The organism is Salinivibrio sp. ES.052 (assembly GCF_900141775.1).
Lineage (GTDB): Bacteria > Pseudomonadota > Gammaproteobacteria > Enterobacterales > Vibrionaceae > Salinivibrio.
Genome location: NZ_FSRI01000003.1, coordinates 114,130 through 136,321, shown reverse-complemented (window position 1 = coordinate 136,321; position 22,192 = coordinate 114,130). Strand labels below are relative to the sequence as shown.

The following is a 22,192-nucleotide window of genomic DNA, read 5'->3' as shown; positions in this document are numbered from 1 at the left end:
ACGTAGATATGCGGTCTCTAGCCTCCAATAAACAATGACATTATTGGATGAGGCCGATATTATTGAACGGTGAGGTGATTGACCACGCCACTGTTTGTTGTTACGCGTGGTGGGTGATGGAGCCTACAAACCACGGGCGTGTTAATGATGAGTTGCCTCTGTCATGATTAACTTTCAAAATACACTGCGTCTTCTCGGTATGCCTGTTTTATGGATGGGGATCGTACAGTTCGTTTTCGGATTGTTGTCGCTATTTATTTTTCGCGACGGTGTATCGACACAATTCTTTTATCCTGCTTTATTGATGATGCTGTCATCATTGATCATTTCCTGGCTCTTTCGTAAAAGTAAATTAAACCAAGTTACCTTTCGTGATGCGTTATTGTTCTCTACCTGTACCTGGATCCTTGTTGGTTTTTTGGGGGGCGTTCCAATTAAATTGGTCACAGAGGTTAACTTTACCGATGCTACCTTTGAATCCATCAGTGCATTGAGTACTGCGGGGGCCACGATTCTGAGCGGTTTGGATGAGATGCCGGCCTCTTTTCTCCTGTATCGTCAATTTTTACAGTGGATGGGGGGGCTCGGCGTAGTTATCTTTGTGGTTGCGGTATTACCAATGCTTAACGTGGGTGGCATGCGATTGCTCAAAGCAGAGACGCCAGGCCCGATTAAAGACGAAAAACTTTCCCCAAGGATTTCTAAGACGGCGCACTATTTGTGGGGGGTCTATGTGGTTATCACGATCGCGTGTGCCTTGGCTTATTATCTTGCTGGGATGAGTGCTTATGATGCGATCGCTCACAGTTTTTCGACCGTCTCAACCGGTGGCTTTTCTACTCACGACGCCAGTATGTGGCACTTTCAAAGTCATATTATATTAATGATTTCCAATGTCTTTATGTTATTGGGCGCGATTAACTTTGGCCTCCACTTTCGCATTTTTCGTATCGGGTGGCGAGGGGTGAAGCTTTATATTGATGATGAAGAGTCACGGGTCTTTCTTATCGTGGTTGCGTGTTTGTCGGTGATGCTTGGGCTCTATCTATACGGTGAAGCGCGTTATGAGACGGTTTGGGTCTCGCTTAGTTTTGCGGCTTTTCACGTGGTCTCGTTTATTACCAGTACAGGGTTTGGTGCGGCGGATTTAAGCACCTGGCCAGCCGCAACGGCGTTATTTTTAGTCTTTTGTGCTTATCTCGGCGGGTGCTCAGGATCAACCGCGGGCGGTAATAAAATTATTCGCGACATTATTACGTTTAAAATCATCCGTCGACAGCTTCACCAGTTGGTACATCCTTCGGCTGTATTACCGATCCGATATCAAGATAAGGTTGTTTCGACCGATGTGACTCAAGCGGTGATGGCGTTTATGTCGCTCGCGGCTCTGACTACGGGTGTCTTTAGCTTGTTGATGATGATGACCGGGCTCGACTTTTGGTCATCCTTTACCGCCGTAGTGGCTTGTATCAATGTACTTGGTCCTGGATTTGGTGAAGTGGGGAGTAATTTTCAACCGGTCACCGATACGGGGATCTGGATACTGAACGTTGCGATGATCCTTGGGCGTTTGGAATATTTCACCGTGCTTGCGCTATTTATGCCGCATTTTTGGCGTTGGTAAAGCCCGCACTCAGACGGGCTGTTTGACCGATTCAGGATGTAATGAGGTGATGAATTCGTCGATATGGCGATAGCGTGTGTAAGGATTTAAAAATACCGCTTTTTCTCCCGGAATAAATAAACATTGCCCATGATGGTCAAAGTTAGTGCGTGCAATGGACTCTACCCAATTTGTCTTGAGTTGTTTACCTTGCCGATGAAGGAAGTGTTGACGGTGAAACAAGCTATGTTGCGTGATGCTATCAATTCTCTCTCCCACTTTGTGTAGCGTTTGTTCTTGTTGAAACATGGCATCGACATCCAGGGTTGGCGAAGGATGATAGAGGCGAAATGCAACTGTGGGACCCAGGTTATCTGCCGCGACCACTTTACAGTGGGGCAGTGTCGATAAGTGTGCTTTTAAATACTCGGCGTTCTGCAAACTGTGAGCAACCATGGTTTGATAACCGCGTTTACCTAACATGTTTAGGGCACAATAACTGCCGTACGCACCCGCTGCACCGCGAGAGCATTCGATGGTCGACTGTAAGTGTGTTTGCTCGGTTTTGTGTGCCTCAAAATACGAGAAATAATGCGGGTCTTGTTTGAGATGCTCCATATCCTCCTGACGTTTAAACATCACTAGACTGGCGGTATAGGGTACGAAGCCCCATTTTTGAAAATCAATCGTGATGGAGTCGGCGAAACGCAGCCCACGGATGCGTGGAAGGAGTGTTTGAAGCTTTTCTCGCGTTGGACGGTTCAGCCCGATGGTGTTGGCATCAAAATCGTAGTCGTTAAACATGATTAACGGCCAACCTACTGCAGCATCAACATGAATATGGGGTTTAACCGGGGTATTGAAGCGCTGGCAGGCACGCTCAGTCACTTGGTAAACACGTTCAATGTCGTCAATTGCAAAGGTGTCCGTGGTCCCAAAAGTAAGCAAGATAGTGGGAACAGGGATGCCTTCTGCGAGACAATTGTTAAGGGTGTAGGCAAAATCATCGAGGTCGAGCCGGTTGTTGGTATCGACTTTGACACGTAGTACTTGATTCGGAATGTCCGTCCCCAAGAGTCCCAGATTCGTCATGTTGGAATAATGGCCTGCGAGTGAGTTAATCATGCGGAAATCTTGCCCTTGTAACCCCCGCTGTCCCGACAAAGGAAACTGCTTTCGCAACCCCATCAAATAGCCATATAAATTGCCAAAGGTCCCTCCTTGGGTGAATATGCCAGTCGCTTGGTTGGGATCATAGCCAATGAGGTTGGCCACTTGACGAACTAACGCTTTTTCTAACTCAACGGATAAGCCGGCATATTCGCTATAAACCAAATTAGGGTTGGCCATCGTGGCAAGTAATGCACCGTGTATTGCCGGATCGCATGGCGCGGTAATCACATTTTCAACAGCGTGTGGCGAGGTCCAATCTTTCGAGTAGGTCGCCGCTTGCAACGCTAGGTTAGGTAAGGTCTTGGCGCTCAAGTCACTTTGATTAGGAACCTTTGTCTGTTGTTTGAGTAATGAATCACTATCTGCACGCATTGGGTGCATACCATTGGCCAACCATTGGGCTAATTCGGGTGTGCGATAGATGGGCCAGCGGTCAGGATTACGATCAAAAAAATGCTGACGAATGGTTTGATACTGATTCAAAAACGCCGGTGTTAGTGCGTGGGAAGACAGTGAATGAGACATAACAACAACCCTTAACTGCGTGCGGGTCAGGCAGCCACGTTCGCTGCCTGATTCAGTGAGCTTAAACGGATATGGGTATCATGGTTTACTGCAATTTGAAGTTGTTAACCATGCGGTCCAATTCCTCGTTAGAGTGAGTGAGTGACTGAGTGGCTGCCGTCGTTTGGTTACCGCTTTCCACCAGCTTGCTGACCATGTCGCGAATAGAAAGCATGTTTTTACTGAGCTCTTCTGCAACGGAGCTTTGCTGCTCGGTGGCGGTAGCGATTTGGGTGCTTACATCATCAATTTCGGTGACAGATGAACTCATAATGGTCAAGCTGCTAGAGACTTCTGACGTTTTGTCAGCAGTTGTCTGGCACTGTTCTTTGGTTTTCTCCATTGCATCAACCACGCTGGACGTGCCATCGAGTAGGGCCGTTAGCATGTCAGAGATTTCGGTGGTACTGCTTTGGGTGCGTGCGGCCAGCGCGCGTACCTCGTCAGCCACCACCGCAAACCCACGGCCTTGTTCGCCAGCACGAGCGGCTTCAATGGCAGCGTTTAATGCCAGTAAGTTAGTTTGTTCTGAGATCTCACCAATGACTGTCAGTACATCACTGATCCGGTTGGCATCTTTATTCATGCTCGTAATCCGTCCAGACATCTCTTCGACTTCGTCGACCAGCGCGCTGACGGTGACTACCGCATTATCAACGACTTTTAGCGATTGGCTCGCCTCTTTACTGGCAGAGGCAGTAATATTGTTCGATTGCGACACGTTCTCGGCGATGTTTCGAGCACTCTCGCTCATCTGAGTGATGGCGGTTACCACTTGCTCGGTTTCCGCAGAGTGCGCTTCTAATACGGATTCATTCTCACTGGTGGTTTGCGATAACTGGCTAATATTCGCCGAAATAGCCTGGCTGGATTCAGCCACACTGCGTATCATTCCCTGTAGGTTTTCGATAAATCGGTTAAAACCATCGCTGATTTGAGCTAAATCGTCATTGCCATTCACGTCGAGCCGAGTCGTGAGGTCACCTTCCCCTCGGGATAAATCAAGCACAGCCTCTTTGAGTTTGAGTAGGGGCCGGTACGATATCTGAATAATCGCATAAATCGCACCGAGACTGATGAGCAACAGCAATAAACCTGTTCCCACCGACTCTATTTGCGCATCCCGAACACTCGCAAGCGCGGTTTTTTGGTCGACAAAGACCATCAACGTCCAATAACGACCTTCCGTAAGATTGACGCGTTGAAAATAGCCGTCAAACTGGATGCCACTGTAGGGGAACGTTAGATGCCCTTGTTCGCTATCGCGAAACATGCGCTCCATTTCAGAAAAGTTAGAGCTGACCTGAGAGGGGGTTTTACCAATGTCATTGGGATCATCACTGGCGAAAAAAGCCGCATTTTGATCTGTGAGGGTAGCCGCGCCCCCCGCAAAGCGCATTTCACTAACCTGAGTGATCACATTTTTCAGTGGAATATCACCCAGCAAGGCACCAATGAAGCGTCCATTCTCGAACACCGGGGCAACCGCACTAATGACTTTTTCACCGGTCACTTTATCGGTATAGATGTCGGTGAGGTGGATCGATTGATCTGATTTGACCGTGCGATACCAATCGCGATTTCGGAAATTGTACTCGTTGGTCGTGACCCCATCCCCTGAGTGATTCGACATATACGAGCGACCGCTCTCATAAGTCATGATCACATTGGCGATGCCTGCAGTGTCTGCCAACATCCGTACTTGTGCAACATTCTCTTGTCCCGCTAAGCCTGTTGAGAAATGGTTAGCACCTTGCTCGATGGCATTCAGCTGAGACTGTACGAGCTGCTCTAACTCCGTAACATGGTGATCAAGCTTGTTTTGGGTTTGTGTCACCAAAGCATCAACCATTCGGTCGCGAAGAGATAATGCGTTGAGAGAGCCGAGTACGACAAGTGAGAGGGTGACTAACAGTCCAACCCCCATAATAATGCGAGATTTAAACCCTAAGGTCATAGCGATTACCCCTTACTGAGAGCGTATTAAACTGTCTAAAAAGTAAGGGTGTTTCCTTTGCGAGATGGGCGCTTTTTTGTCCGCTTTCTTATACGGTTTCTATCAGGCCACCAAGGAGTCACCCAGCCAACACTGTCTTTCAAATTCGTGTATATACAAGTTTTACGCCAAATATAAAAGACTTCTTGATAAGAATAACACTAGAGTGAGTTGTCTGATTTTGCCAAATTAAAAATGAAAAAATGTATGACAATTTAGCGATGGGTGGACACGCAATGGGTAAGAAAAGTCAGGCAGGTGAGGCCGTTTAAAACAGTGTGGGTCATGTCAATTTGTCATCATTGGCAACATCAGATAGACGGCTGAGCCATACTTTCTATGAGCAAAACCAGAGTGAGCACAGTTTGGCGCCGGGTCGGATCGATGGTGAGTTCGTTGTAAAAGTGGACACGGTCAATGTAAAAGTGGACACGGTTAATTGGGATGGGCTGTTTCGATGTCCACTGTCCTGATAGGGCATTAGCGCTCGTGAGTGTGAGGCTCAGTATTTGGGATAATAAAGGCCTCAGGTTGCGCGCGATATTTCTCAACCGACGTCAAATAGACGTCACGCTGCCAATCAACCAGTGCATTGGCTTCTTGCTCGAAAAGGTTTTGTGGTGCTTGGTTGTTGACCACTTTCCAAACGGCATAGGCGGCTTGTTTATCCAGCTCTATTTTTTGTTTCTGGTCAGCAGGGAGGTTGGCTAAATTGACATCCATTGGGTAACTCTCAAGGTAATACTCATGAGTGGATCCTAACCGAGCGCGCGGTATCCGGCAAGATTTACCTGGGGTTAACGGAAGACTGACATTGTGTGGAGTTGACTTGTTACCCTGACTGCTTATGCATTATATACCCATTGGAAATCATGATGACGTTTGACGAACAAGACAGGCAAGCTTTGTACGAAACGTGGATGTCTTACAAAGCCAAAGCACGGATTACACAGAGTGAAATGGCGAAGAAATTAGAAACGAGCCACCTCACGTTTTCTCGCTGCATTCATGGCGATGGCGTACTTGATAGCCGGTTTGTATTCGCTTTTTGTCAAGTCATGGGCGTTGAGCCAAACAAAATCCTGCCCAGCTTACGTGATCGTGAGCAAGTGAGCCAAGACGTATTGGTGACGAGTAAGGTGGTTGTCGATGGTGAGATTGAAGCCGTTTACTACGAGGGACATACCGTCGTTATCGAATACCGCAAACCACTGGCACCATCAGCCGAGACGGCGTTTGAACGGGTTTCTTGAGCGGCGTGGTGGCTCAGCCGATTGAGGCTCAGGCCTTTGCGAGAGTTGAGCCATAACCGTGGCACGTTGATCGTCGGTCATATTGCCCCAGCGAATAATTTCGTCGAGCGTGCGTTTGCAACCGATACATACATCATCTTCGCGGCGACAATGACCGATACAGGGAGTTAACACAAAAGTGCCTCAAACATGGTTAGTCAACGAGAGGTAGCCCAAACAGCTACCTCTCTATTCAGAGATGTTTCTCTGGGCAAAAGTATATCGGTTTTTCTAGCGGGTCACCATGCTTCGTACTTGCTTGGCGCGTTCTTCGTCGGTGGCTTCACCCGGTGCTGGGGTCACTAAAGCGGTTTGACATGCCGGACGCTCAGCCAGTTTTTCTAACCAAGCTTTCAATGCGTCGAGCCCGCTTACGTCGACACCACTCCATTCATGAATTCTGGCCCAAGGCCAGGTAGCCATATCTGCGACGGTATAGCTGTCACCGGCAAGATAAGCGTGCTTTTGTAATTGATGGTCAACTACCTCGAGCAGGCGTCGACTTTCTTTTTGATAGCGTTCGATCGCGGCGGGGATTTTTTCAGGGAAATAACGATAAAACACATTCGCTTGTCCCATCATGGGGCCAACGCCTCCCATCTGAAACATTAACCACTGGACAGCTTGCGAACGTGCCTTCGGATCTTGAGGTAAAAACTGGCCTGTTTTTTCAGCGAGGTATAGCAAAATAGCCCCGGATTCAAAAACCGCAAAATCATCATTGTCCTTATCGACAATCGCCGGGATACGCCCATTTGGATTGATCGCCAAAAAATCTGGCTGCTTTTGTTCATTCGCCATGAGATCCATGGCGTGGAGATTATACGCTAACCCCATTTCTTCTAGCGCAATCGCGACCTTTTGACCGTTGGGCGTCGCGGCAGAATAAAACTCAATCATCATGGCTCCTTGCTTAATAAAGTGGGTGACTCTCTTGTCATCAGGGTTAACTGACGAAGTCCCCTTATGTTAGGCGGTGTTTTCAGTATTGAGGCCAGCGTCGCTTAGATCAATCATCGACTTGTTATTTGTGTGGTCGACCAGGAAAGTGACAGTGTCACGCCGTCTTGTTGCGGGCGGTTCGTCGCGTCGAGGTGAGCGTGATGAAAGTCTGCAATCAGTCTGGCGATATAAAGTCCCAAACCGAGATGCGGCTTATCCGAGCCATGGTTATCGGGACGGACACTGATCATTGAGTTAAACAATTGATCCCGCATCGGCTCTGGTAGAAGTGGCCCGGTATTACTCACTGTCACTGCCACTTGGTGCGCTTCTAACGTGAGAGCCAGTGTAATCGGCGCCCGACCGTCATCAAATTCCACCGCGTTGGAGATGAGTTTGTCCAGTAATTGCGCCAAGTAGTCAGGCACTCCCTCTACTTCTATCGTTTGCGCGGGCAATGTCAGGGCGAAATGTGTCTCAGGATAAGCGAGCTGATACCCTTGTGTGCACCCTTCCAGCAGCGCATTGAGGTTCACTGACTCTTTATCCGCATTATCAAAACTCTGTTCTAGGCGTGTTGCTTCGGTAAGCGTTGATAGAATACCGGCAAGGCGATGGACCCCCTCTTGGGCGCGGTTAATGTAAGTGAGTTGGCCCGGGTCGGTTTGGGTGTAGGTCATGTTTTCAAGTGATGAGCGTACTACCGCAATCGGTGTGCGCAGTTCATGGGATAAACGGGATGTCATTTTCTCCAAATAGTGATTGTATCCGGCAATGCGCCCGACCATCTCAGAAATGGTCCGTGAGAGCCGTCCGATCTCGTCGTGGCTATGAGTGGTGGTAATCACGCCCATGACGCGTCCTTGACTATCAATAGCGTGGTCAGCTTCGTGTTGCAGACGACGCAGACGTTTTGCAATGTGTGATCCAAACAGAAGCAGTAATAATACCCCAGTACAGATCACCGCGAGCATGACAGAAAAAAGGGTTTCTAAGGCTTCATTCCGTAGGCTACGAATGCCGTTTGTGGTCTCTTCAACGATCACCGCACCTGCTACCTCATCATCTAGCCAAATAGGGTAAGCAGCGGAAAGAATCATGGCTTGGTTATCATCTGAACTTCGCCAGCCTGCGTAGGGGCGACCTTGTAAAGCTTGTTGCGCCTGCACGCCTTTGTAAATCGAAGCCTGCTGCATGGCATCAATAAAGTGATCGGGAGGGGTAACGAGTAAACGGTCGTACCAAGGGCGGAGGAGGGTGTTGGTTAGCCAGGCAATCAGCCCACTCTGTTCTTTTTGCTCAGCCTGTGATTGCCATACGCCATTGGATGTTTGGATATCGCCATCTTTGGCGAGGACGCGGCTGTGTTGATCCACCACCCAAACACGTGACGCGTTGTTATTCATCCGCTCAATTAAGGTTTGAATCGTGGCAGAAGGCATCATAAAGCTGCCAAGCGTGGTGGGTGTTCGGGTGGAGGCCGTACCAATAATGGCGCGCAATGGTCGCTCGAAGTTATTGTCGAGATCATAGTAAGCCAGCCCCAATTGCTGGCCGACCCAGTTTGCGGGAAGTTTGATTTCAATATGATAACCTTTATCGACTGCTCGCCACTTTGCAGCAATCGGTAAGGGTTGCGGGGGCCCTTCGGTTATATCTTGATGGGTACGGTGATCTGAGCGTGAAGGTAGACCACTTTCCATATGTATCACGTGGGCATTGTCTGAGCCTGCCGTCTGGCTGAGTGCTACGCGATAAAAGGCACCCTGTGGTGAAGTAAGAGCGATAATAAGATGATCTTGACTGGCGACATCCCCGCTATCTTGTGAGGGTGTCGGTGTTGCATCGGTGACATTGAGAGCAAAATAGACCGCCTGCTTGTTACTGCCGGTGAGCACAGAGAGTGACAATTGATCACTGTGATAAGGGTGCTGAGTAAAAATAAGCCCATCACGTTGGTACACTCGTTGATGATGGCGATCGTGTTGCCAATCACTGAGATCTCCATCCAGTGTGACGGTATGATTCAGACGAAAGGCGTGTAAATCTTTACCTGGATCGAGTTGAGAGGGCGCATCATGGTAGGTAAACAAAGAGGGTCTATCGTTCATGCCCATCGCAAAGGCCCGTGCGGTGCCCATTAGGGTCTGCTCTTGGCCTTGGCGTAAAACACTTTCCATTTCCCACACGTACTGGTAGCCCAAATAGGGTAGCAGCAGTAGAAAACTCGAGAGAATTACAATCTTGGTGCGGATCCCGGCCAGCCCTTCTCGCACCCAGCGACGTCCTTTTAAGCCATAACGACGCAGTCGACTCAGGCTCATGGGTGTTCCTCATCCCAGCGATATCCCATGCCATAGACGGTGCTAATGCAATTAAATTGGCTATCGACGGCAAGAAACTTTTTACGGATCCGTTTCACGTGCGAAGTAATGGTGCTGTCGTCCACCACCGCATGGGCTTCATCCATTAACGCTTGACGGCTTTTGACATGGCCCGGACGCTTAACCAAGGCATGAACCATCCAAAACTCGGTCACAGTGAGATCGATCAAGGTGTCATGCCAGTAAACTCGCATCCGATCCAAGTCAAGATTCAGCGGGCCACAATGCAGACTCGTTACTTGGCTAGCCGGCGCTTGAGCCAAGAGATCACTGCGGCGAAACAACGCGGCAATGCGTGCCATCAGGTGAGGCAGTGAGACGTCTTTGGTCAAGTAATCATCGGCGCCCATTCGCAGCCCCACCACTGTGTCAATGTCACTATCCCGAGCGGTTAAGAAGATAATCGGCACTGTTGCAGACATCGCACGCAGGGCTTGGCATAGCGCAAAGCCGCCGTCAATTTCATTCCCCAGACCAATGTCGATAATGGCTAAATCGGGTAGACGTTGCTCAAAAGCGGTTTGGGCGGATGGACGATCGGCGTAGGTATTGACCTGATAGCCTTGGCGACGAATCACATCGGCATAGTTATCGCGAATGGCGGCTTCATCTTCAACAATTGCTATCTGCTTCATGGTACGGGATAGGTAACGAGTGTTGCAGTGACTATACCCAAACTCAGCGCATAGAAAACCCCTTTTGCCGGATTCCGCGCAATTGCCATTTTTTTGCCACAATTGATCGCCACATTGCCATTTTTGCTCCCGCAAAATGCCTGATCGGCTTGTTTTAATGTCCTCATCGCCAGCACGGCACAACAAGCATATTTTCGAGGACATTATGGATATCAAAAAAGCACTCACACACTCTGTATTCGCGGTTTCTATGTTTGTCGTGGCAACCCCACAAGGGATGGCCGCCACACATGTTGAGCGAGACAAAAAACCAGAACTGATCGGGATGGGCAGCGGCGCGGTGGCCGGCGCGTTAGTGGCAGGACCGGTCGGCGCAGTCGCGGGGGCGATTATCGGCACCGTGATGGGCCAGAACGCGAGTTTTGAAACTCTTGCGACGGAGCAGCAAGATACGATTGAAACCATGAATGCGAAAAATGAGCAGCTGAGTCTTGTTACGCAAAAATATAACGAAGCTCAATTAGAGCTTGCCCGCTTGCGCTCCGAGCAACATTCTATCGAGGATATCGACTTAGCGATGAATATTCAGTTTCGAACCAGCTCGGCCGACATTGAACCCCACTTTATGATTCAGCTCGATGAGCTAGCAGGCTTTATTCAGCAAATGCCGGATGCGCAATGGCAATTGGCTGGGTATGCCGACCCACGGGGTCGCAAAGCCTACAACCAAGCGCTGTCAGAGCAACGTGTGCAAGCGGTTTATGACTACTTGATCTCGGTTGGGGTCGATCCGGCGCAGCTAGATACGGTTGCGTATGGAGACAGCCAGCCATTGGCCGACCAAGCCGACAATGAAGGCTTTTTCTTTGACCGTCGCGTTACCCTTTCACGCGTCAAAGGCGGGCAAATGGCACAGGCACAGTAGTCGTCGCTTTATCGCTTTATCGCTTTATCGCTTTGGGGCTGGGCTGCCACACAATGGCCTAGCCCATAGCAAATGTTAGAGACTTATCTTCGGCAACCAAGGAAGACACCATGATTCGACAGGCAACCCTTCACGATATCGATGCCATTTGCGCCTTGTGTGAGCGCTGTCAGCCTGACCCACTTCCGTGGCGTCAAATGAAGAAAACGCTCACCGATTTGATTAATGCAGAGGATGCCAACGTGCTAGTCGCCGAGCTTTGTGGGTTGGTGGCAGGCGTGGTGGCATTCAACGTGATCTTACAACTGGATAAATCCAACCATGTCGGGCGCATCAGCACCATTATGGTGGATGAACACTTTCGGGACATGACCCTCGGCCGCCAGTTGCTCAGTGCTGCGGAGACCTGTTTATTGGCAAGAGGGTGTGATCATATTGAAGTGGTCCCGAGCTATCACAAAGCCGATGCGCAAAGCTTTTACCTGCACTGCGGTTTTAAACTCACCCCAGAGCGACTGATAAAAGCGTTAGCAGCGTAGCTAAGCGACAAAGGCTTTTTCTTTACCACTTTGCGGGCTGGGGAGCGTGGTTGGCCATTCGCCGGTTGCTTCCCACATCAACAAGGCTTGTTTGGCCGCAAGACCGCCCCCGTAGCCTACCAATTGCCCATTGCGCCCGATAATACGATGGCAGGGGATGATAATTGAAATGGGGTTTTTACCATTTGCGCCCCCAACGGCTTGGTTCGCTTTAGGGTTACCAATGGTGTTAGAGATGGTTTGATAACTGGCGGTTTGCCCATACGGAATGTCTTGCAGCGCTTGCCACACCTGTTGCTGAAACGCCGTGCCTTGCGGGGAGAGGGGCAAAGAGAACTGCTGGCGCGAGCCATTGAAGTAACCATCCAGCTGGCGACATGCATCATCCAGAATGCGTTGGGCTGAGTGGCATGATGTATTGACCGGCTGTGGCGCGCGCTTGGGTAAATACAGCCCAGTGAGTCCGTCGCTGTTTGCGGTTAACGTTAACTCACCGAGCGGTGATGCATAAGTGATTTGGGTCATAACACATCCTTGTGGCTGTCACTTCACTAGTTGGTGTGTTGATTACAATAGGCGCAAGCGGTTAAAAACGCTTGTTCTTGGAACTGTTTGAGGCCGAGCTCTTTTAAGTTCACATCAACCGGATGACGTTTTAGGGTTTGCTTCATCACGCTACTTGGCAGTACTTCGGCGTCAATGCCCTCAATCAGTTGCAACGCGGCTTCTAGCTTGAACCCGGCACTGCTACCGGCAAATTTGCCTTTGGTTGGGCGCTCGCGGATCACAATTTTTTCCACCTGATAATCTTCGATGAGTTTGCTCATAGTACGGTGGAAATGTTGAATACTCTCTTGCGATTCTGGTGATGACACACTGATTTTTTTCGCTCGACAATCAGGCACCGAAAATAGGCCGTCATTACTATCTAGCAGTACCAGGTTGGCTTCGTTGGCTTTTAAATCAACCGCGCATACTCTCATCTTTTTCTCTCTATCTTATTTGGCAAAGGCTACAGTGTTTAGCAAAACATGGTTACCGAGGGCGGGCAGTATACGCAAAAGCCCTCGTGACGTCACAGGATTAACGAAATGCATCGACATGGATATCGAGCGCCATTTCGCTGGTGGCGCGAGCAATGCGAATATCATGACGTCTGTTAAGATCGATATACTCGACTTCGCGGAATTGGTTGCTGCGTACCGAATAGAAAATCTTCACCACGGGACGTGTGATATCGTCGAGATTTTCTTGCCAAACTAAGCCAACACGCCCGTCCTCAAGTTCCACCAGTGAGCCAATAGGGTAAAAGCCGATACATTGAATAAAAGATCGCAATAACGTGGGATCTAGGTGAAACGGCGTCAAGCCCATCATGATTTTAAAAGCCTCCGAGGGTGACATGGCGCGCTTATAGCAGCGATCGGCGGTAAGCGCATCATAAATGTCGACAATCCCACTCATTCTCCCAATAGTGTGCAATGCTTCGCCTTGTAATCCGTTAGGATAACCGTTGCCGTCCAGCTTCTCATGATGCATCAAACTGACATCACGTGCGATTTGCGACAAATCGGGAATGCTATCTAACACAGGCTGAGAGAACACTTGATGGAGTTTCATGTGATCAAACTCTTCTGCTGTCAGTTTTCCTGGTTTATTAAGTATTTCATCAGCAACTAATACTTTGCCAATGTCGTGGACAAGCCCACCCACCGCGAGTTCCTGAAGTGTGGCATGGTCAAACCCGAGGTATCGACCAAAGTTGACGAGCAGAAAGGCGACATTAAGTGAGTGTTCCATCAGGTAGGCACTCTTGTCGCGAATACCACTGATCCAAGCCACGGCATGTTGCCGTTTAAATATGTTATCTACAATTCCACCCGCCAGATCCTCGATGGGAGAAACATCAATTGGCTTGTTGTCGTAGATATCATTAAGCAGACGGCTAAGTTGTTGCTTAGAGGTGTCAATCAGTGTGCGGGCCTGGTCGATGTCTGCGCCTGTTGATGCATATTTCCCTTTATTTAAAGGGCCTTTATAGTGTATTTCCTCAGCGCTTAGAAGTTGGTCAGCATCTATCCATACGTATTTAATGCCGTTTTGACGAAGCTTCTGGATTGTCTCGGGTCGGCGGACGTAACCAGGTTTCGCCATCCGAGTGCGTGAGTGTTCTGTTTCGATTTGCTCAACGTACATTCCAAGCGTCAGTTGCTGGATACTAATTCTTTGCAAAATTACGGCCCTTTACATCAACGACCAATGATTGATTTGATATCACGTAGTTTACTTAACTGTAAATATAAATTGCATTGATTTCGAAGCGTTAAGCCTTTATTTTCCCGTGGTGCATGGTGTGGACTCTTCTCTCGGGCTTAAGTAAATAGCCGTAATAAGCGCTAGAATGACTTTTTGTCGTAGTTTAGGCGTTCGCGGAGATCTGAGATTTTCTAGACTCGTATGCTATGATTCCTCGCTTCGTTTTTCTGTTACTTGAGCGACCGATGCAAATCATTGCCAAACATACCGATGAGCGCGTGTTACCGCTCGACAACAAAACCATTATCACACGCCATGCGGCCCGCGCGATTGCGCTGCAAGGGGATGAGATCCTTTTGATGTACACCGCACGCTATGATGATTATTCGTTACCCGGTGGCGGTATTGACGAGGGTGAAACCGCAGAGCAGGGGATGATCCGCGAGCTACAAGAAGAAACGGGTGCACAACATATTCGTGATATTCGCCCGTTTGGCTGCTTTGAAGAATACCGCCCTTGGTATCGTGACGGCGCCGATGTGATGCACATGTTTTCTTACTGCTTCTACTGCCAAGTCGATCGAGAACTCGGCACCCCCACGTTCGAACACTACGAGATCCATAACGGCATGCGGCCTGTATGGGTGAATCTGTCTCACGCGATCGCGCACAACAAAGCGGTGATGGCAAACAGTGACAAAGCAGGACAATCGCTGGTACGTGAAACCATGTTGCTCGAAATGATTGCTCAGCAGCGTGAGAACACCCAACAAGCCACGGCGTAATCGACAAGGAATGCTTCATGGACAAAGCGCAACTGATTAAATTGGCCAACATGCGCATGCCATTTGGCAAGTACGCAGGCCGTGTATTGATTGATCTGCCTGAAGAATACTTACTATGGTTTCAAAACAAAGCGGAATTCCCCGACGGCGAGCTCGGTGATCTGATGCAACTGTGCTTGGCATTAAAAGTTGAAGGCTTAGAAAGCGTGGTTAAGCCTTTGAAGCGGGTGTAACCTGTCCCGACCAAAACAGTCAGGCCATCAGCCTGGCTGATTTTCCCTCATCTCAAGCTGGTAACGAGAAGGAAGCTCTCTCGGTTACTTAAATTGTTTTTGCCCCAAAGTGAGTTTGACCAAGCTAATAATAAATTAGGCAATATAATATTATAAAAATTAAATATCTGAATGCCTAAAATAATAAGTAAAAATATTCCCACGCTGTAATTAAGGTGTATGGCTTTCCACGGGGATGCTACTTGTCAAAATATTTGACCATTTTCTGGATGGTATTAAACGTAATATCCAACTCTTCTCGAGTGAGTTCTATCGCCGCTTCCGCTGCCCATAATGCTTGTTTTTTATCGAGAAAATCATAAATGCGTTTACCTTCAGCAGTCAGAGTGACGTGCTTCGCCCGTTTGTGGCTTGGGTTATCAACAAACTCGATTAGACCATCTTTTGCCATCACATCGACAATTCTTTGGCTAGCCTGTCGGCTTTGCCCCATTGCTCTACCTATTTCCGGCACGGTGAGCCGCACATCTGACTTTTCTATTGCGCCCATAATTTTCCAGCGAGCACTGCTTAAACCGAATTCTTCACTAATTCGATCGCCTTCCGTGTTTAGTAGGCCGCTTACTTTAAATATCGCCAGAACGACCTTAGTGAAGGCTTCGCCATCTGAATCCATAAAACTATCTCCCACTTAAAGTTGACAACATGTTGTCATTTGAGTTATGTTGACAACATATTGTCAATTATACTCCGTAGGTCGAGAATATGAAACAGATAATCCACCGAGCCGCCGCAATAACGGCAACTTTATGCGTCGCTACTTTCTTTAGCAGCACCTTGTTGGCTGAACTGTTTGGTTCGATTGAAGCGATCAGGCAAGTTAAGTCCCTTATCGTTTTTCCAGGTTTATTTATTTTGGCCCCTGCTATTGCCTTAACGGGAGCTACAGGGTTCTCTTTGGCAAAAAAACGCTCAGGGGGAATAATCAATAGAAAGAAAAAACGCATGCCTTTCATTGCTATGAATGGCGTTTTCATCCTAATCCCTGCCGCTATTTTCCTTAATCAATGGGCAACTGAAGGAAATTTGGATACTCAGTTCTACTTACTTCAAGCAGCCGAACTGATAGCTGGCGCAGTTAACCTGGTACTCATGACAATGAACATCATCGACGGTAAAAAAATTTATTCGTCATAAGAGGTAAGCTCATGAAATATGAGATTAATTTTGGTCAAGTAACCCAAATTATAGCGTTGTTAAAACTGTTGCTCATTCCTAGTGCTACTGCATTTGCAGATGAAGCAGCATTTAAAAAAGTATGCAGCTCCTGCCACTCTGGAGGAGTTAAAGGTTCGATGTCTGGCGCACCGAATGTGAATAAAGCGCAAGAGTAGGCTGAGTATCATCAGCGCCATAATGAAGAGGAGATGAGAGCCATCGTAATGAATGTATTTTATGATCACAAGATAAAAGGTGGTTGCAAAAACTGTTCTAATGATGAGATCAACGTAGCTCTGGATTTTATATTTACAAATACTAAATGAATAATAACAAGGATCTAGGATGAAATGCTATTCTACAGTTTTGGTGGTGCTGCATTGGGTATTAGTCCTATTTGTTATGATTGCTCTGTTTATGGGATTTGATATTGCGTCACTTTCCCACGAACTTGATCTCAAGGTGGATCGTTTGGTCATCCATATCATTGCAGGAGTTCTTATTGGCTTCGCGTTTTTGCTCAGGTTGGCCATCAAATCGCTACAACCAAGCAACGCACCGAGCCAAACCAACCACTCTTTGGCAGGGTGGTTAGCCGAAGCCTATTATGCAGGGCTATACGTTCTAATACTGAGTGTCGTCACTAGCGGTATCGCAATGTCGATTGAAGTCGACTTCCTAAGTATTGTAGCGCAAGGAGACACAATACCACAGGAGCTTACCTTTTTTGTGTCGAGACAACTGCATGAGTTATTAACCAGACTACTGATGGTAGCGATAAGCATTCATATCCTGGCGGCACTATATAACCAACTAATACTAAAAGATCGCCTAGTCTCACGTATGTGGTTTGGGAAACGATAATCTTGTAGACAGGCATGCACCCCTATAGATACCGTCTCAGGCTATTTGAAAATGTAGCGATATTGCTCGTTTTTAAATAGAACCTGCTTTTGCTATTGTTCCATTAATATCAGAAAGTAAATGGTCAGAAATCGCGTAGAAAAAATTCTTGAGAATAAGGCGAAATTTTCGATAAGTGGTTATTCTATAATCAACTTACTTTTAAACGAAAAGTTAACGCAGTTATCGAGTATTTTAAAAAGCTAGAATGAGCAGTTATTTACTACGATTAATGGTATAAGTCCAAGCTACCTAGAAATACTATAAGTTCTCCATTAGCTGCTAAGTTAGTAGCTGAATATGAATCTTGTGAATGTCATTTTTTGGGCTACAAACATCGTTTAAGCCATCTATAGCTATGCTGATGCTCTGTGGTATAGCCATCACATTGATTGATTTTTAAGGACAGATAAAATGTCACTAGAAGGGGCGGCTACATTTTTTATAGCTATGTTTATATTTGGTATTACTCCTGGACCGGGCGTTTTTGCCATTTTGGCTCGCGCCATGGTGTATGGACCGCAGAAATGCTTCATGCTAGCAATGGGCATGGTTAGTAGTGATCTTATTTACCTGATTTTTGCATGTTTTGGTCTCGCTACCATTGCTGAGAATTGGTCGGTAGTATTTGTTGTTATTCGTTATTTAGGCGCAGCATATTTGATTTATCTTGGTTATAAAATGTTTAAAGCTTTGCCTCGTGTTAAGGACACGATTCAGGCCGAATCAGAAGAGCAGAAAAAAAATGCGATATTGGCTAGTTTTACTCAAGGCTTTCTGATTTCAGCGTCAAACCCTAAAGTAATCCTTTTTTACATCTCGTTTTTACCGACGTTCATTGATCTGACAGTTTTGCAAGCTCAAGATATTGTTATTTTTTCAATACTTTCATTTGTTGCTTTGATGACTGGACTAATGCTAATTTCTTTTGGGGCAAGTCGAATGGTAAATATGCTGAAGACACCACTTGCACATAAGAGATTAAATCAAAGTGCGGGGGGGATTATGATAGCAGCAGGCTCTTATCTAGCGATAAATGGATAGCGTCCTTTCTTGAATACTTAACGTTCTTAGGTTAGTGACGCTCGCTTCTTCCCGATAGCAAGCAAAAAAAGCTCTCAGTCTCAGCAACGAGTTCTGGTAAGTTGCATTACCAGAACTGATCTAAAAGCAAAAAGTGGAGCAAATGATCTAACACGAAACTGTCCAATTACGAGCCACAGAAAATCTCGCTTTCGTCTCCCAAACTCAACACAATCTTTCCCGTAAAGCGCTCGTTGAATGGCGGTTATTGTGCTAAACGTTGAAGAGCGGCATCAAACCGTTTAAGTATCAGGATTAACGGGCAATTACCCATTGGCGGTTGTTGTCAGTCGCCTCCATCATTGCGCGCAGAAGTTGTGCGCGGGCGTCGTCACTGGGTGCAATCAGATCATAAATACCGCTGATTGGCTGACCGTTTTCTTGGGTGTCGACTCGCATGGCGGCAGCGCAGGTTTCGCCGTGTTGGGTGCCAATGCACAAAGAGACCGTAGCTTCGGCAATTTCTACGCCATCTTCAAGCGCAAGCTGGGCAAAGTAGGCGAGCATATTGGCGCGATCTGATTCTGGCCACTGTTGAGCCTGGAGCTTGGCATACTGAATCATGAGCGGGTGGTTGTTGACCCAATACAGTGTGAGTGGCTGATGATTCGGTGCGTCAGGTTTGTCAAAAGGTTGTGGGGGATAAGCAGCGGCATCATAGATATCAAATCCAGCCAGGCTTTCTTCAGTGGGGAACTGTGCTTTTTTAACGTGGCAAGCCATCCAGCGTTGTTTGATATCAAAATGGGAAATAACAGCCGGCGCGATCATAGACACCCTATTCATGATTGACAAAGAAAAGGCATCATAACTGAGTCAGGCGTGAGAACAAACGCCTCCTCACTAATGCCCGCGATTATAGCCTGTCAGAGATCACAGCCTGAGTGTAAGTGACGCATATATGAGCAGACGGCATGCTTTGTGTTGCGTAAAATAGGAAGTGTAAAAACCACTTATCGTGATTATTGGGTTCCTCTTTTATGTCAGGTCAGCGACTGCGCGCACAATTCACCCGCCTTTATCATCACTTCAATGGCGAAGATTCCGACACCACGTTACAGGCGATTGCCGACATTTTAGTGTGTACGCGGCGTAATGCGCGTATGGTGCTGAATAAATTAGAAGAGCAGCATTGGCTGACTTGGCAACCATCAGTGGGGCGGGGAAAATTATCCCGGTTAATGTTCTTGCGTAGTGAGGTTTCCCTCCGGGAAGAGCAAGCCGCGCAATGGCTCACGCAAGGTAAGATGGATCAAGCTTTGGCTTGCCTCGATAATGATTCCACGAAACTTGCGACTCTGATCCAAAAGCAAATGGGGCCCAGCACGCAAAATGGCCGCCAAATTGTTCGCCTCCCTTACTATCGTCAATTAGAAAACCTTGATCCGCGTGAGCCACTCCGCCGATCCGAGCAGCATCTGGTGGGGCAACTTTTTAACGGCTTAGTGCGTTATCGCGGCAATGATCGCATTGTGGTTGCTGATTTAGCCCATCACTGGGAGGCGGTATCCACCACACAGTGGCGTTTTTATTTACGCCCAGGCGTTCGCTTTCATGATGGGCGTTTGATGACCGAGCAGGATGTCATCGCTAGCCTGTCGCCGCTTGCGGCACGTCGTTTTTTCGCACACGTATTGCGGGTGGAATCTCCAGGGCCACGCATTATTGATGTTCATCTATCCTCCCCGGACGCGCTTTTCGACCATGCACTCACCCTGCCTGAGGCCGTTATTCGCCCTGCTGAGTGTGATCATCGTAAGCTATCGGCTTATCAACCGATAGGAACCGGCCCCTACCGGGTTATCGAGCGACAAGCGCATCGGTTGGTGCTTGAAGCCTTTGATGATTATTTTGGCTATCGCGCTTTAACGGATGAGATCCACATTATGGTCTTTGACGAGGCGGCGATGTGTTACCTCACTCCGAGTACCTCGCTTACTCCTGAAAGACTGGCAAGTCATCAAACATCGTTGAGTCAAAAGCTCGAAATGGATCAGGGCGCCGGCTATCTGTGGTTGAATTGCCGTGACGGGCTGGCTAACCAGCCTGCTTGGCGAGCGTACTTACACGCGAAGTTATCTTCACTGCAACTCCTGCCCCGTTTGGCTGCCAATGGCATGGGGGAGTATAGACTGTTCAATGCCTATGGATTGATGCCAGGATGGATGCATCACGTTGAGCCGTATAAACGACCCGAAGCACCGGGTCCCACATCATTAACCGTCGCGTATTTATCCGATCACCCTTTATACCCGCTGATCGCTCAGGCAATGGCCACACATTTGGGTGAAGAGGGGATTAAAGTTAAGACTTTAGCTTTATCTCCAACCGATTACTTCCGTGGTGGTTATAGTCAAAAAATTGATATATGGCTGGGAGCGATGAGCTTTGGTGAGCGAGGACAGGCGGGGTTATTCAACTGGCTTGGCACTCATGATCTGGTGTTGAATGCCTGCACGGATCGCTTGTTGACGACGATTGAGGTGGAAACTCAGCGCTGGCGTGAAACGCAAGATGATCATTGTGCAGAGATGTTGGCTCGTGGTCTTGTCGAGCACCAGGTGATCCCTTTATTTCATATTTGGATGGGGGTCATGGCGACGCCAGATCTCCAAGATGTGGCATCGAATGCCGTGGGCTGGTTTGATTTTAAGTCTGTGTGGCATAAGCCACATTAAAGGGTGTTATTATCTTCTTCAACGCCGAACGGAAACGTAGCGGTAAGCAAAAGGTATTTGTGCAAAGGCAAGCCATCTTTTTTGCGGAACAATGGATGAAAGATACGATATCGTCCCTCAGTTAAGCCGAGAGGCGCGATGGATTCAGCCAGGCTCGACGTCGCGCTGGTCAGGCGTATTCCTTGCGCGCGATAGGCGTCTGCGTGAATAGGCTGGTGGCCCAACCACCACGAAGGAACGCTCTTACTGGCGTTGGTACGATCAATCCAGTGATCACTGACCACAATCACGCGCCCAGGTTCGGCAGGGTTCGTTATTCCATGATTAAGTAGCCAGGCAACATCACGCACCAGTGAATCACGACAGGCGTTATTGCCGCTGAGTAGGCGATGAGCGAGTATGTATATGGCGCTGCCGTCGAGTTGTAGCTGATAAACGGTTTGGCTATGTGGTCGGGTATCGTCGAGCAAATTAAACGTTGCGGGTTTGTCATGTGCCTCGAGAACCCGCATGAGTCGACGTGCGAGTGCTTTGCCCATGTGGGGATCACGCATTCCCCGGTTGTGAACCGTGGGGTAGTGATGCTCGCACAGTTTGACACAATCTTGCTGAAACTGGCGCAGTGCCAGCGAGACCAGATCATCTAACAAAAACGCGTTACTCCTACCAAAAACATCTAGAAAACGAACGTGACCAAGCGGCACCCGATCAAAGTATGCAGTATATCACTTAAATCGCCCAATAAATCAGAGAGAAACGCTACTTTGTGCGCACTTTCTCATCGCATTCGGTCGGGGCGGGGGCAATTTTATCTCTCTTGCGTCGTGATGTTATCGGTCAACTTGCTTATGACTGAACCCCAATAAAGGCATAATATTGCCTCTTAACCCGGTCCAGTCAGGGTGACATGACATCACTTTGCCGTTGATGACATTGTGCTTGTACGCCGATTGCTCAATGTGATGGATGTTTATTCTAAAAGA

At 48.0% G+C, this 22,192-nt stretch carries 24 protein-coding genes; 11 read left to right on the top strand and 13 right to left on the bottom strand.

The features are described from left to right. Positions 1–163: 163 nt before the first annotated feature. Positions 164–1,624: a TrkH family potassium uptake protein gene (locus BUQ98_RS13540; protein ID WP_074214334.1), complete on the top strand. Its 1,461-nt coding sequence runs from the start codon at positions 164–166 to the stop codon at positions 1,622–1,624. A 9-nt stretch (positions 1,625–1,633) separates the two neighbouring features. Here BUQ98_RS13540 and BUQ98_RS13535 read toward each other — a convergent pair whose 3' ends face one another. The 3 genes from BUQ98_RS13535 to BUQ98_RS13525 all read right to left on the bottom strand — a co-directional run bounded on the left by BUQ98_RS13535 (position 1,634) and on the right by BUQ98_RS13525 (position 6,059). Further along, positions 1,634–3,301, bottom strand: a complete 1,668-nt coding sequence (locus tag BUQ98_RS13535; protein WP_074214333.1) for a pyridoxal phosphate-dependent decarboxylase family protein — start codon at positions 3,299–3,301, stop codon at positions 1,634–1,636. 85 nt (positions 3,302–3,386) lie between these two features. Then, positions 3,387–5,297 (bottom strand): methyl-accepting chemotaxis protein, encoded by a 1,911-nt coding sequence (locus tag BUQ98_RS13530; RefSeq protein WP_074214332.1) that lies wholly within the window; start codon positions 5,295–5,297, stop codon positions 3,387–3,389. 519 nt (positions 5,298–5,816) lie between these two features. Further along, complete coding sequence (locus BUQ98_RS13525; RefSeq protein ID WP_074214331.1) at positions 5,817–6,059, bottom strand: DUF3283 family protein; 243 nt, start codon at positions 6,057–6,059, stop codon at positions 5,817–5,819. 149 nt (positions 6,060–6,208) lie between these two features. Here BUQ98_RS13525 and BUQ98_RS13520 point away from each other — a divergent pair, with 149 nt between their 5' ends. Beyond that, complete coding sequence (locus BUQ98_RS13520) at positions 6,209–6,589, top strand: XRE family transcriptional regulator (protein ID WP_254813936.1); 381 nt, start codon at positions 6,209–6,211, stop codon at positions 6,587–6,589. Here BUQ98_RS13520 and BUQ98_RS13515 read toward each other — a convergent pair. From BUQ98_RS13515 to pdsR, 4 genes are all read right to left on the bottom strand, one after another. Further along, positions 6,557–6,763: a DUF1289 domain-containing protein gene (locus BUQ98_RS13515; RefSeq protein WP_074214329.1), complete on the bottom strand. Its 207-nt coding sequence runs from the start codon at positions 6,761–6,763 to the stop codon at positions 6,557–6,559. The genes BUQ98_RS13520 and BUQ98_RS13515 overlap by 33 nt on opposite strands. 96 nt (positions 6,764–6,859) lie before the next feature. Then, complete coding sequence (locus BUQ98_RS13510; RefSeq protein WP_074214328.1) at positions 6,860–7,528, bottom strand: glutathione S-transferase family protein; 669 nt, start codon at positions 7,526–7,528, stop codon at positions 6,860–6,862. Between the two features lie 113 nt (positions 7,529–7,641). Beyond that, positions 7,642–9,894, bottom strand: a complete 2,253-nt coding sequence (gene pdsS / locus BUQ98_RS13505; protein WP_083605300.1) for a proteobacterial dedicated sortase system histidine kinase — start codon at positions 9,892–9,894, stop codon at positions 7,642–7,644. Beyond that, complete coding sequence (gene pdsR, locus BUQ98_RS13500; protein ID WP_074214755.1) at positions 9,891–10,589, bottom strand: proteobacterial dedicated sortase system response regulator; 699 nt, start codon at positions 10,587–10,589, stop codon at positions 9,891–9,893. The genes pdsS and pdsR overlap by 4 nt, the downstream gene beginning before the upstream one ends. A gap of 205 nt (positions 10,590–10,794) precedes the next feature. On the opposite strand from pdsR, the gene pdsO reads away from it, so the two are divergent. Next, complete coding sequence (pdsO, locus tag BUQ98_RS13495) at positions 10,795–11,514, top strand: sortase-associated OmpA-like protein PdsO (protein WP_074214327.1); 720 nt, start codon at positions 10,795–10,797, stop codon at positions 11,512–11,514. Between the two features lie 110 nt (positions 11,515–11,624). Continuing rightward, the gene (locus tag BUQ98_RS13490) at positions 11,625–12,053 is read left to right on the top strand and encodes a GNAT family N-acetyltransferase (RefSeq protein ID WP_074214326.1); all 429 of its coding nucleotides are present in this window, start codon (positions 11,625–11,627) and stop codon (positions 12,051–12,053) included. Here BUQ98_RS13490 and BUQ98_RS13485 read toward each other — a convergent pair whose 3' ends face one another. The 3 genes from BUQ98_RS13485 to BUQ98_RS13475 form a co-directional block, all read right to left on the bottom strand. Continuing rightward, positions 12,054–12,578 carry a methylated-DNA--[protein]-cysteine S-methyltransferase gene (locus BUQ98_RS13485; RefSeq protein ID WP_074214325.1) on the bottom strand — a complete coding sequence of 175 codons (525 nt, stop codon included), beginning with the start codon at positions 12,576–12,578 and terminating at the stop codon, positions 12,054–12,056. A 26-nt stretch (positions 12,579–12,604) separates the two neighbouring features. Beyond that, a complete protein-coding gene (locus tag BUQ98_RS13480; protein ID WP_074214324.1) occupies positions 12,605–13,036 on the bottom strand; it encodes a DUF3010 family protein in 432 nt (143 codons plus the stop codon). 100 nt (positions 13,037–13,136) lie between these two features. Continuing rightward, positions 13,137–14,285, bottom strand: coding sequence for an HD-GYP domain-containing protein (locus tag BUQ98_RS13475; protein ID WP_254813935.1), 1,149 nt, complete (start codon positions 14,283–14,285; stop codon positions 13,137–13,139). 269 nt (positions 14,286–14,554) lie between these two features. Between BUQ98_RS13475 and BUQ98_RS13470 the strand changes: the two genes are divergently transcribed. Both BUQ98_RS13470 and BUQ98_RS13465 read left to right on the top strand, forming a co-directional pair. Next, positions 14,555–15,094: an NUDIX hydrolase gene (locus BUQ98_RS13470; RefSeq protein WP_074214322.1), complete on the top strand. Its 540-nt coding sequence runs from the start codon at positions 14,555–14,557 to the stop codon at positions 15,092–15,094. Positions 15,095–15,111: 17 nt separating this feature from the next. Next, a complete protein-coding gene (locus tag BUQ98_RS13465) occupies positions 15,112–15,327 on the top strand; it encodes a DUF3820 family protein (RefSeq protein ID WP_074214321.1) in 216 nt (71 codons plus the stop codon). A gap of 238 nt (positions 15,328–15,565) precedes the next feature. Here BUQ98_RS13465 and BUQ98_RS13460 read toward each other — a convergent pair whose 3' ends face one another. Beyond that, entirely contained in the window at positions 15,566–16,003 is a 438-nt protein-coding gene (locus BUQ98_RS13460; protein ID WP_074214320.1) for a MarR family winged helix-turn-helix transcriptional regulator, read from the bottom strand. Positions 16,004–16,092: 89 nt separating this feature from the next. Here BUQ98_RS13460 and BUQ98_RS13455 point away from each other — a divergent pair, with 89 nt between their 5' ends. From BUQ98_RS13455 to BUQ98_RS13440, 4 genes are all read left to right on the top strand, one after another. Beyond that, complete coding sequence (locus tag BUQ98_RS13455; protein ID WP_074214319.1) at positions 16,093–16,524, top strand: hypothetical protein; 432 nt, start codon at positions 16,093–16,095, stop codon at positions 16,522–16,524. Between the two features lie 11 nt (positions 16,525–16,535). Next, positions 16,536–16,721 carry a hypothetical protein gene (locus tag BUQ98_RS13450; protein ID WP_074214318.1) on the top strand — a complete coding sequence of 62 codons (186 nt, stop codon included), beginning with the start codon at positions 16,536–16,538 and terminating at the stop codon, positions 16,719–16,721. 169 nt (positions 16,722–16,890) lie between these two features. Then, positions 16,891–17,409: a cytochrome b gene (locus BUQ98_RS13445; protein WP_074214317.1), complete on the top strand. Its 519-nt coding sequence runs from the start codon at positions 16,891–16,893 to the stop codon at positions 17,407–17,409. Between the two features lie 453 nt (positions 17,410–17,862). Next, on the top strand, positions 17,863–18,492 hold the full coding sequence (locus BUQ98_RS13440; protein WP_074214316.1) for a LysE family translocator: 630 nt from the start codon (positions 17,863–17,865) through the stop codon (positions 18,490–18,492). A gap of 294 nt (positions 18,493–18,786) precedes the next feature. Here the strand turns inward: BUQ98_RS13440 and BUQ98_RS13435 are convergent, their stop codons facing one another. Next, positions 18,787–19,308 carry a hypothetical protein gene (locus BUQ98_RS13435; RefSeq protein ID WP_139294760.1) on the bottom strand — a complete coding sequence of 174 codons (522 nt, stop codon included), beginning with the start codon at positions 19,306–19,308 and terminating at the stop codon, positions 18,787–18,789. 203 nt (positions 19,309–19,511) lie between these two features. On the opposite strand from BUQ98_RS13435, the gene BUQ98_RS13430 reads away from it, so the two are divergent. Next, entirely contained in the window at positions 19,512–21,209 is a 1,698-nt protein-coding gene (locus tag BUQ98_RS13430; RefSeq protein WP_074214314.1) for an SgrR family transcriptional regulator, read from the top strand. Here the strand turns inward: BUQ98_RS13430 and BUQ98_RS13425 are convergent. Further along, complete coding sequence (locus BUQ98_RS13425) at positions 21,206–21,859, bottom strand: hypothetical protein (RefSeq protein WP_074214313.1); 654 nt, start codon at positions 21,857–21,859, stop codon at positions 21,206–21,208. The genes BUQ98_RS13430 and BUQ98_RS13425 overlap by 4 nt on opposite strands. Between the last annotated feature and the right edge of the window lie 333 nt (positions 21,860–22,192).

Excerpts from the sequence above, each read along its gene's own strand:
- BUQ98_RS13540 (WP_074214334.1), top strand. The coding sequence starts at position 164 with ATGATTAACTTTCAAAATACACTGCGTCTTCTCGGTATGCCTGTTTTA.
- BUQ98_RS13535 (WP_074214333.1), bottom strand. The coding sequence starts at position 3,301 with ATGTCTCATTCACTGTCTTCCCACGCACTAACACCGGCGTTTTTGAAT.
- BUQ98_RS13530 (WP_074214332.1), bottom strand. The coding sequence starts at position 5,297 with ATGACCTTAGGGTTTAAATCTCGCATTATTATGGGGGTTGGACTGTTA.
- BUQ98_RS13525 (WP_074214331.1), bottom strand. The coding sequence starts at position 6,059 with ATGGATGTCAATTTAGCCAACCTCCCTGCTGACCAGAAACAAAAAATA.
- BUQ98_RS13520 (WP_254813936.1), top strand. The coding sequence starts at position 6,209 with ATGATGACGTTTGACGAACAAGACAGGCAAGCTTTGTACGAAACGTGG.
- BUQ98_RS13510 (WP_074214328.1), bottom strand. The coding sequence starts at position 7,528 with ATGATTGAGTTTTATTCTGCCGCGACGCCCAACGGTCAAAAGGTCGCG.
- pdsS (WP_083605300.1), bottom strand. The coding sequence starts at position 9,894 with ATGAGCCTGAGTCGACTGCGTCGTTATGGCTTAAAAGGACGTCGCTGG.
- pdsR (WP_074214755.1), bottom strand. The coding sequence starts at position 10,589 with ATGAAGCAGATAGCAATTGTTGAAGATGAAGCCGCCATTCGCGATAAC.
- pdsO (WP_074214327.1), top strand. The coding sequence starts at position 10,795 with ATGGATATCAAAAAAGCACTCACACACTCTGTATTCGCGGTTTCTATG.
- BUQ98_RS13490 (WP_074214326.1), top strand. The coding sequence starts at position 11,625 with ATGATTCGACAGGCAACCCTTCACGATATCGATGCCATTTGCGCCTTG.
- BUQ98_RS13485 (WP_074214325.1), bottom strand. The coding sequence starts at position 12,578 with ATGACCCAAATCACTTATGCATCACCGCTCGGTGAGTTAACGTTAACC.
- BUQ98_RS13480 (WP_074214324.1), bottom strand. The coding sequence starts at position 13,036 with ATGAGAGTATGCGCGGTTGATTTAAAAGCCAACGAAGCCAACCTGGTA.
- BUQ98_RS13470 (WP_074214322.1), top strand. The coding sequence starts at position 14,555 with ATGCAAATCATTGCCAAACATACCGATGAGCGCGTGTTACCGCTCGAC.
- BUQ98_RS13465 (WP_074214321.1), top strand. The coding sequence starts at position 15,112 with ATGGACAAAGCGCAACTGATTAAATTGGCCAACATGCGCATGCCATTT.
- BUQ98_RS13460 (WP_074214320.1), bottom strand. The coding sequence starts at position 16,003 with ATGGATTCAGATGGCGAAGCCTTCACTAAGGTCGTTCTGGCGATATTT.
- BUQ98_RS13455 (WP_074214319.1), top strand. The coding sequence starts at position 16,093 with ATGAAACAGATAATCCACCGAGCCGCCGCAATAACGGCAACTTTATGC.
- BUQ98_RS13450 (WP_074214318.1), top strand. The coding sequence starts at position 16,536 with ATGAAATATGAGATTAATTTTGGTCAAGTAACCCAAATTATAGCGTTG.
- BUQ98_RS13445 (WP_074214317.1), top strand. The coding sequence starts at position 16,891 with ATGAAATGCTATTCTACAGTTTTGGTGGTGCTGCATTGGGTATTAGTC.
- BUQ98_RS13440 (WP_074214316.1), top strand. The coding sequence starts at position 17,863 with ATGTCACTAGAAGGGGCGGCTACATTTTTTATAGCTATGTTTATATTT.
- BUQ98_RS13430 (WP_074214314.1), top strand. The coding sequence starts at position 19,512 with ATGTCAGGTCAGCGACTGCGCGCACAATTCACCCGCCTTTATCATCAC.